This window comes from Bradyrhizobium sp. SZCCHNRI3043, assembly GCF_032377735.1.
Taxonomy (GTDB): Bacteria; Pseudomonadota; Alphaproteobacteria; order Rhizobiales; family Xanthobacteraceae; genus Bradyrhizobium.
Genome location: NZ_JAUHID010000035.1, coordinates 1 through 9,665 on the forward strand (window position 1 = coordinate 1; position 9,665 = coordinate 9,665).

At 65.9% G+C, this 9,665-nt stretch carries 7 protein-coding genes and 1 pseudogene; 3 read left to right on the forward strand and 5 right to left on the reverse strand.

The window, feature by feature from the left end:
- The 4 genes from QX124_RS31685 to QX124_RS31700 all read right to left on the reverse strand — a co-directional run.
- Positions 1 to 540 (reverse strand): PepSY-associated TM helix domain-containing protein (locus QX124_RS31685; RefSeq protein ID WP_315799291.1); only part of this gene is annotated, 540 nt, incomplete at its 3' end.
- Between the two features lie 477 nt (positions 541 to 1,017).
- A complete protein-coding gene (locus QX124_RS31690; RefSeq protein ID WP_315737110.1) occupies positions 1,018 to 1,731 on the reverse strand; it encodes an ABC transporter substrate-binding protein in 714 nt (237 codons plus the stop codon).
- 116 nt (positions 1,732 to 1,847) lie between these two features.
- Complete coding sequence (gene dctA / locus QX124_RS31695; protein WP_315799292.1) at positions 1,848 to 3,167, reverse strand: C4-dicarboxylate transporter DctA; 1,320 nt, start codon at positions 3,165 to 3,167, stop codon at positions 1,848 to 1,850.
- Positions 3,168 to 3,213: 46 nt separating this feature from the next.
- Entirely contained in the window at positions 3,214 to 4,185 is a 972-nt protein-coding gene (locus QX124_RS31700; RefSeq protein WP_315799293.1) for an amidohydrolase family protein, read from the reverse strand.
- Positions 4,186 to 4,785: 600 nt separating this feature from the next.
- Here QX124_RS31700 and QX124_RS31705 point away from each other — a divergent pair.
- From QX124_RS31705 to QX124_RS31715, 3 genes are all read left to right on the forward strand, one after another.
- Complete coding sequence (locus QX124_RS31705; RefSeq protein ID WP_315799294.1) at positions 4,786 to 6,018, forward strand: acetyl-CoA C-acetyltransferase; 1,233 nt, start codon at positions 4,786 to 4,788, stop codon at positions 6,016 to 6,018.
- Between the two features lie 250 nt (positions 6,019 to 6,268).
- Complete coding sequence (locus tag QX124_RS31710) at positions 6,269 to 8,056, forward strand: chloride channel protein (RefSeq protein WP_315799295.1); 1,788 nt, start codon at positions 6,269 to 6,271, stop codon at positions 8,054 to 8,056.
- 81 nt (positions 8,057 to 8,137) lie between these two features.
- Positions 8,138 to 9,469 (forward strand): sorbosone dehydrogenase family protein, encoded by a 1,332-nt coding sequence (locus QX124_RS31715; protein WP_315779483.1) that lies wholly within the window; start codon positions 8,138 to 8,140, stop codon positions 9,467 to 9,469.
- 22 nt (positions 9,470 to 9,491) lie between these two features.
- Here the strand turns inward: QX124_RS31715 and QX124_RS31720 are convergent.
- A pseudogene (locus QX124_RS31720) lies at positions 9,492 to 9,665 on the reverse strand (thermonuclease family protein); the annotation flags it as partial.

Consider the following 9,665-nt stretch of genomic DNA (forward strand, 5'->3'; position numbering starts at 1 on the left):
GCCTGCGAAGGTCAGGCCGAGCTCGAGACAGAGTCCGGTGAGCGGGCTGAGCAGAATCAGAGGCAGCGTGAACCAGGCCGTGCCCTTGTGCCAGCCGGACAGCGTGTTGCGCAGCCGCGGCAGTCCCATCAGGATGCCGATGATCATGATGCTGATCATGGCGATGGTCGAGATCAAGGTGAGGCCAGGGATGCCGATCAGATGCTCGTGGGTCCTGCGCGCCCACAGGAAGACGCTCGCCATCGCGGGCTTCTCGACCGCGGCGCCGGTCGTGATGTCGACCTCGGCGCCCGGCACCCCCTGCAAGGTCAGATGCTGCGTGGAGGCGTCGATCGACAGACCGCGTGCCTTGCCGTCGGGATCGTATTGTTTGATCAGCGCGATCACGCGCGCCGGATCGACGCTCTGCGGCTTGACGGCAGCGACCTGCGCCATCGGCTCGAGGGAGAGGATCAGTCCGGTCACGATGATGACAAGCAGCGGCAGCGCGAAGACGAGGCTGATCCAGCGGTGAAGTTTGAGCAGAAGCTGCTTGTTCATGATCGTCTCCAAGTATTCGCCAAGTGATCGTCGAGTGATCGTCACACACACGAACGACGCGGCGTGACTGTTGTCCGCAGGCGCTCACTCCGTAGTTTCAGATCGTTTCTTGCTGGACGACGCTGCGAGATCAGTCCGCCGCCGTTGCGCTTTCATTAGCCGAGCGCACCACTCATGCGAAAGGAGATAACTATTAATTTTAGGTCATGCGCCGTTTGATCGGCGTCAATGCGGCGAAAGCAAATCGGTGTCTATGTAAATGATGTCAATTCACGACTGACGTTTCTCGGTGACCGGCTGAAACGAGATAGCGGCGGTATCTCAGGATGACGCGCTCATCTCGGACTTCAGCGCGTCATTGTGAGAGGCCCTTGGCGATGCGCTTCGCTTCTCACGTCGGTGTCGCACTGATCCGCAGTCTGTCGCTGTCCGATGCGGAGAACACCGCGATCCCCGGCGGCACTGCGCGCCGACGCGTCAGGGCGATTTCCCTGGCGACACAATGCCCTTCAGTCCGGCGCGCTCAGCAGCGGCGCTGACGAGGCCAGACGACTGGATCTCGGCCGTGAAGCTGCGCAGGAAGTCGAGCCCGGCGTCGCGGCCCCTGGGGATCGCGATGGCGTGGCGCTCCTCGCCCCAGCGCCCGTCGAGCACGCGCGATCCTGGCACCTGCTCGGCGATCTCGAACAGCGTCGCCTTGTTGGTGGCGAAGGCATCGATCTGGCGGCTCGTCAGCATGGCGACCGCATCCTTCAAGGTCGGCGCCCGGACCAGCGTCGCGTTCTTCAGCTCGCGCCCGAGCGTCGCATCCGACGTGCTGCCGGTCGTGACGCCGATCTTGCGGCCGCTCGCGTCGACATCGCCGGCGTCGGAAAGCGGGGAGCCGTCGGGCACGAGATACCCAAGCTCGATCTCGAGATAGACAGGACCGAAATCCATCTCCTTTGCGCGCGCCGGCGAAGCATTGGTGAAGGCGACGTCGACCGCGCCGGTCTTGACGGCCTCGAGCACCTCGGCGTTCTTGGCGAACACGACCGGCTCGTAGTCGACATGGAGCTGGCGCGCCATTTCCTTGCCGATGGTGTAGCCGACGCCGCGGGGATTCTCGGTCCCGTCGGGCAGGATCGATGTCGGCGTGCCCGGATAGAGTCCCGCGCGCAGATGTCCGGTCGGCGCGAGAGTGCGTGCCACGTCGACATCAGCGGAATAGCTTCGAACCGGAGCGAGCGTCGCGCACGCGACGAAAGCGACAATGACGGCCTGCCTCAGGATGGTAGCTGCGCAGTCCATCGGTCGCCTCGCTGATATCAGACTGATTCGGTCAGTTCGCTGCCGGCTTCGCCATCGAGCACCTGCTGGAGACGCGTCTTGTCGAGCGCATTTTCCCAGCGGGCAATGACGATGGTGGCCACGGCGTTGCCGATCAAATTCGTCGGCGTCAGCCCCTGCGACATCAAGCGATGAACGCCGAGCACGAGCGCGACACTGGCGACCGGAATCGTCCCAGTTGCGGCGAGCGTTGCGGCCAGCACGACGAAGGCGGCGCCGGCGATACCGGCTGCGCCCTTCGATGTCACCAGCAAAATCAGCAGCAGCCCGATCTGGTGGCTGATGTCGAGATGAGTGTTGGTCGCCTGCGCCAGGAACACCGCTGCGGTCGCAAGATAGAGGCAGGTGCCGTCGAGATTGAACGAATAGCCGGTGGGGATGACGAGGCCGACGATGCTGCGCTCGCAACCGGCCGCTTCGAGCTTCACCAGCATGCGCGGCAGCACGGTCTCCGACGACGTGGTCGCGATGCAGACCAGGACCTCATCGCGGATGTAGCGGATCAGCTTCCACAGGCTGAAGCCCGTGAAGGCGGCGATGGGCCCGAGCACCACCGCGATGAAGATGACGCAGGTGAGATAGAAGCTGCCGAGGAGGAGACCGAGCTTGGACAGCGAGCCCAAGCCGAACTTGCCGACGGTGAAGGCGATGGCGCCGAAGGCGCCGAGCGGGGCCGCCCACATCACGATTTTGACGATGCCGAAGATCATCTTGCCGCCGACATCGATCACATCCGTCACCGCCTTGGCGCGGTCGCCGAGCCAGATCAGCGAGAACCCGCACATCACCGAGATGAACAGCACCTGCAGGATGTTGCCTTCCGCAAACGCGCCGACGAAGGTCTGCGGGATGATGTTGAGCAGGAACGGCACGAAGCCGACCGCAGCGGTCTGCTTGACATAGGGCTCGATGGTCGCGGAGTTGATGGTCGCCGGGTCGATGTTCATGCCGACGCCGGGCTGAAACAGGTTCACCGCGGTCAAGCCGATGATCAGCGCCAGCGTCGTGATCGCCTCGAAATAGATCAGCGCCTTGATCGCGACGCGGCCGACCTTGGCCATGTCGGCCATGTGGGCGATGCCGTTGACCACCGTGCAGAAGATGATCGGCGCGATCAGCATCCGGATCGCCTTGATGAAGGCGTCGCCGAGCGGCTGCATCTGGGCGCCGAGATCCGGCTTGACGGCACCGAGCAGGATGCCCGCTGCCATCGCGATCATGACCTGGACCCAAAGCTCCTTCCACCAGCCGCGGCGGGCGCCTGCCTTGCTGTCGGCGGTGAGGGTCGTGGCAGTCATGATCGGTCCTGTCGCTGAAGGGCTCGAAGTTGCAGCTGGCGGTGACTCAGCTCTTGGGCTCGAACTTGAACAGCCGTTCGGGATTGCTGACAAGCAGCTTTCGCTGCATGGCCGGATCCGGGGCGTAGAGCGGGATCAGATCGACCAGATCACCATCATTGGGCATGATCTTGACGTTCGGATGCGGCCAGTCCGTGCCCCAGATGACGCGATCGGGCGCATTCTCGATCAGTTTCCGGGCGAACGGCACGGCGTCGTGGAACGGTGGTCCGGAGGCCGAGGCGCGCTCGGGACCGGTGATCTTGATCCAGCACTTGCCGTCGCTGGCCTGCAGGTCGAGCAGCGCCTTGAACTCCGCATCGTCGATGCCCTTGGCGGCGCTGATCGTGCCCATGTGGTCGATCACATAGGTGACCGGCAGCGCCTTCAGGATCGGCACGAATTCCTGGATTGTCCCGGCCTCGAGATAAATGTCGACGTGCCAGCCGATCGCCGCGACGCGGTCCACCAGGGTGCGGAAGACGTTCATGTCGCCGACACCGCCGAGGCGGCGGAGGAAGGCGAACCGGCAGGCGCAGATGCCGGCCTTGCCGAGCGCCGTGAGGTCGGCGTCGGACATCGCCGCGTTGATGTTGGCGACGCCTTTGTAGTTGCCGTTGCTCTGCGCGATGGCGTCCGTGACGACGCGATTGTCCGTGCCATGGACGGTGGCGTTGACGATGACGGCGCGTTCGACACCGATTTTGGCGTGCAGCGCCCGGAACATCTCCAGTGACGCATCGGGCGGCGTGTAGGGGCGGGTGGGCGAGAACGGATAGGTCGAGGCCGGCCCAAAGATGTGCGTGTGGGTATCGACGCTGCCTGGCGGCGCCTTGAAGCTCGGCGTCCGGGTGGCCGGATCGGGGCCGGGAATGCTGGGGATCTTGCCCTCTTGGGCAGCAACTTGCGCAGGGACGGCGCCGAGCACCGTCGCCGCTCCCAGTCCGGCCATGGTGGCCAGCAGATCTCGTCTCATCATCAGAGCGTCCTCCTCGGAATGGCCGTGGTCGCGGGCAGGCGTTGCCTGCCAGGCTCCGGCATCGTTCGTGTTTGCTATCGTCACGCCACGATGGAGAGATCAGGCGACCTCACAACGTGGCGTCGTGATCATGGCGTGCTCCCGATCCGGAGCCGTGTGGCGTCCGCATTGCAGCGGGGCAGCCGACCGCCGTGATCCCAGTCAGTTCCTGGGTTCGAGGATGTTGCAGCCTCTGGAGCATGACAAGAAGCATTGGGTGAACGGTCAGTTCGCTTGTTTGGACAATGCTCTGCAGTCCAACTGCTAACGTTGCTGAGACCCTCCGTTCGAGCTGCGTTGCAGCGCGACTGGGCGAGATGGGCTGCTCTTCAACCAGTCTGCGAGAAGGCAGCCCGAGCGCGCCGATCTGCGGAATTGTTCGTGCGACGGAAAGGTGAGTTGCGTCAACGCCGTGGCGTGCGTTTTGGTCATGCGCCGGCAGCTTCAAGCGCCGTTGTGAAGACCGCATGCGCAATGCTATGCGACAGCAAAGAGAGGCGTGCGGGCGCCGAGATGCTGCGCGGCTGTCAGCTCACAACAATATCGGGCAAAGGAAACACCATGGTCGACGCGCTCATCATCGATGCCTGCAGAACGCCGCGCGGCATTGGCAAGGCCGGAAAGGGCGCGCTCGCCGGGCTGCACCCGCAGCATCTCGGCGCCACGGTGCTGCGTGCGCTGGCCGACCGTACCGGCATCAATACCTGCGACGTCGAGGACGTCATCTGGGGCTGCTCGTCGCAGCGCGGTCCGCAGAGTGGCGATCTCGGCCGCATGTCGGCGCTCGACGCCGGCTACGACATCCGCGCCTCGGGCGTCACGCTCGATCGCTTCTGCGGCTCCGGCATCACCAGCGTCAACATCGCAGCAAGCTCGATCATGGCCGGGCAGGAGGACCTCGTCGTCGCCGGCGGCTGCGAGATGATGTCGATGGACGGCCGGCGCGGCGAGGGGCCGCTGATGATGGACGCCGGCAATCTGCATCTGCGCGCGCTGCATCCGCAGTCGCACCAGGGCGTCTGTGCCGACGCCATTGCCACCATGGAAGGCATCACCCGCGCCGACGTCGACGCGCTCGGGCTGGAGAGCCAGAAGCGCGCGGCGGCTGCGATCGCTGCCGGCCATTTCAAGAAGAGCCTGGTGCCGGTGCATCGCGAGGACGGCAGCCTCGCGCTCGACCACGAGGAATACCCCCGGCCGCAGACCACGGCCGAGGCGCTGGCCGGGCTGAAGCCGGCGTTTCCGGCGATCGCCGACTACGCGCTGGACGAGAAGGGTACGACCTATCGCAACCTGATCCTGCAGCGCTATCCCGGCCTCGAGATCGATTTCATGCATCACGCCGGCAATTCCTCCGGCGTCGTCGACGGTGCGGCGGCGATCCTGCTGGCGTCGCCGTCCTATGCCAAGGCCCATGGCCTGAAGCCGCGGGCACGCGTCGTGGCGATGGCCAATATGGGCGATGACCCGACCCTGATGCTGAACGCCCCGGTGCCGGCGACGCGCAAGGTGCTGGCCAAGGCCGGGCTCAAGCTTGATGACATCGACCTGTTCGAGATCAACGAGGCGTTCGCCGTCGTCGCCGAGAAGTACATCCGCGACCTCGAGCTCGACCGCGCCAAGGTCAATGTGAACGGCGGCTCGATCGCGCTGGGACATCCGATCGGCGCCACCGGTTCCATCCTGATCGGGACGCTGCTCGACGAGCTCGATCGGCGCGATCTCAAGCGCGGCCTGGTCACGATGTGCGCGGCCGGCGGCATGGCACCCGCGATCATCATCGAGCGGGTCTGAACGGTATATCTCCTCGATCTGAGGTGCGCGCCCGCTGCGGAGATTCCCGCGGCGGGCGCCGTCGTCTTTACTCCGGCAATTTGTGATTTTGGCGGTGGCGCAGTTAAGGCGCAGGATCGCGCGAGCCGCGGCGGTTCCACTTTCCGGACCAGTCAACCACGTTTCGACCGGAAAGGAATTCGCGCTTGTTCCGCTAGTTGCGACGGGTTATTGCCACGGCGAGGCCTCATCTTAGAAGAAATGGCTCTCCGTGCTGTCGACGCTGTCGCATATCATCGATCGCAAGGCTTCGAACCGGGTGGTCACGCGGCTGCGGGCACTGCTGCGCAGCAATGAGTTCTACCTGATACCGCTGGCCCTGGTGATCGGCGTTGCGACGGGGGCGATCGTGACGGTGATGAGCCTGATCGCGCAAGTCGCGCATGTGGTCATTTACGGCATCCCGATCGACGTCCGGCTCAGCGCTCATACCTGGGTCAACCCGGTGGTCGCCCTGATCGCGCCCGCCTGCGGCGGCCTTGCGCTCGGCATGATGGAATGGCTGCGGCGGCGCTGGAAGATCGCGGCCGCGGTCGACCCCGTCGAGGCCAATGCGCTGCGCGGCGGACGGCTGTCGATGCGCGACAGCATCGTGGTGAGCGGCCAGACCCTGGTCTCCAACGGCTCCGGCGCGTCGGTCGGGCTCGAGGCCGGCTACACCCAGATCGGCGCCGGCGTCGCCTCGCTGCTTGGGCAGTATCTCACGCTCCGCCGCAACGATATGCGCCTCATTCTCGGCTGCGGTGCGGCCGCCGCCATTGCGGCCGCCTTCGGCGCGCCGATCACGGGGGCGTTCTATGCCTGTGAGCTGATCGTCGGCGTCTACTCCGTCGGCAGCGCGGCGCCGATCCTGGCGGCCTCGCTGGCGGGTGCGCTGACCTCGCAATATCTCGCCGGCGCGCCGTATTCGCTGGAGGTCGCCAAGGTCGGCGCGGTCGGCTTCGAGCAATACATCGCGCTGTTCGTGCTGGCGCTCCTCGTCGCCGGCATCGGCATCGTGGTGATGCGTGCCTCGCCGACGGTCGAGCGGCTGTTCGTCCGCATTCCGGTGTGGCTGCGCCCGGTGATCGGCGGGGTCTGTGTCGGCGCCATGGCGATCGTGACGCCGCAGGTGCTGGCGGCAGGCCACGGCGCAATGCTGCTCGACCTGCATCGCGAGATGGCGGTCGGCATGATCGCCACCATCATCGTGCTCAAGCTCGCCGCCTGCCTGATCTCGCTGGCCTCGGGCTTCCGCGGCGGTCTGTTCTTCGCCTCGCTGTTCGTCGGCAGTCTGCTCGGCAAGCTGTTTGCGGGCCTGCTCGCGCTGGCCGGCCTCGGGCTCGCGATCGACCCGCTGGTGGCGATGCTCACCGGCATGGCGACGCTCGGTGTCGCCATCGTCGGCGGGCCGCTGACGATGTCGTTCCTGGTGCTGGAAATGACCCGCAGCGTCGACGTCACCGCCGTCGTGCTGGCCGCCTGCATCGTGACCTCGGTATGCGTCCGCGTCCTGTTCGGGCACTCGTTCTCGACCTGGCGCCTGCATCTGCGCGGCGAGACCATCCGCAGCGCCAACGATGTCGGCTGGCTGCGCAACCTCACGGTCGAGCGGCTGATGCGCTCCGACGTCGGGAAGGTGCCGACCACGACGAGCATCGCAGCCTGCCGGCGCGAGTTCGCGCTGGGCACGCGCCAGGCCGTGGTGGTGGTGAACAACAGCGACGATTATTGCGGGCTGGTCTCCTTGCCCGATTTGTTCTCGGGCGAATTGGATTCCATTGCCGACGAGATCCAGGTGGTCGAGCTCGCGAAATATTTCGATGTCGCGCTGTTGCCCGAAATGAACGTCAAGACGGCGATGAAGATCTTCGACGATTCCGGCGCCGAGGTGCTGGCCGTGCTGGAGTCGGAGAACAGCCGCAAGGTGATCGGCTTCCTGACCGAGTCCTTCGCGCGCCGCCGCTATGTCGAGGAGATCGACCAGGCGACGCGCGGCGTGCTCGGGGCGCTGTCGTGAACGCGTCCCATCGCCGCGACGCGTGATCCCTGGGCCGGCACCAGGGCAGGCTGACGGCCGATCGAGACGCGTGAGGACTGCATGACGAGACGGATGAGCACGGCTATCGTGGCCGCCTTGAGCGCGCTGGTGACGGCTGCGGCGACAGCACAGCCCGCGGTGCTCAAAGGCAAGGACGCGTTCGGCAGCTGGCAGGGCGATGCACCGGGCACGATCAGGCTGATCCGTCCCGAAGACCTGCCCAAACCGGGTGCGACGGCGTCCGCAGCCAACGTCTCCCGCGTGGTGCAACGACCGGCCTCCGCCGTACCGAAGGTCATCGACGGTTTCAAGATCGCGCTGTTCGCCGAGGGGCTGAGCGGGCCGCGCATCATTCGCACCGCGCCGAATGGTGACATCTTCGTCGCCGAGACCCGGGCAGGGCGCGTCCGCGTGCTGCGCCCAAGCGAGGACGGCAGCAAGGTCGCGTCGAGCGAGATCTTCGCCGACCGGCTCGGCCATCCCTTCGGCATTGCGTTCTATCCGAGTGCCGATCCGCAATGGGTCTATGTCGCGAGCACCGAGCGCGTCATGCGCCTTCCCTATCGTGCCGGCGACATGAAGGCGCATGGGCCGCTGCAGGTCGTCGTGCCCGATCTGCCGGCCGGCTACGGCCATTCGACCCGCGATGTTGTCTTCACCAGGGACGACAAGCGCATGCTGGTGTCGGTCGGCTCCGTCGGCAATGTCGGCGAGGCGCTGGGAGAGCCTGCCGGCGGAATCAGTGCCTGGATCAAGGCGCACCCGCTCGGCGCGGCCTGGGGCGGGGAGGCCGACCGTGCCGGCGTGCTCGCGTTCGATCCCGACGGCAACAACCGCAGCCTGTTCGCCACCGGCATCCGCAACTGCGTCGGCCTCGCCATCCAGCCCACGACCGGAACGCCGTGGTGCTCGACCAACGAACGCGACGGGCTCGGCGACGATCTGGTCCCGGACTACGTCACGCGCGTGAAGGAGGGCGGGTTCTACGGCTGGCCCTGGTACTACATCGGCGACAACCCTGACCCGCGCCATGCCGGCGAGCGCCCGGACCTCAAGGGCAAGATCACCGTGCCCGACGTGCTGCTGCAGCCGCATTCGGCCTCGCTCGGTCTGACGTTCTACGACGGAAATCTGTTCCCGCCGGAGTATCGCGGCGACGCCTTCGCGGCGGAGCACGGCTCGTGGAACCGCTCCAAGCGCACCGGCTACAAGGTGATCCGCGTCCGCCTCAAGGACGGCGTGCCCACCGGCGAATACGAGGATTTCGTCACCGGCTTCGTCCTCAATGACCGCGAGGTCTGGGGCCGGCCGGTCGGCGTCACCGTGGCGCGCGACGGCAGCCTCCTCATTTCCGAGGACGGCAATGGCACGATCTGGCGCGTGAGCCGCTGAGCGCCGCACCACCACCTGTGACTCACTTCTTCGGCGCGCGGCAGTTGAAGGCGCGGCGGAAGCCGGCGGCCCTTGCGTCGTCCTCGGAGCAGAACCAGCGATCGGGCTCGGTGGTCGCGGGATAGCTCGGGCAGCCCTGCAGATGATAGATGCCGATGTTGCCGGTGACGCGCGCGCGCACCGCGAACTTGCCCTT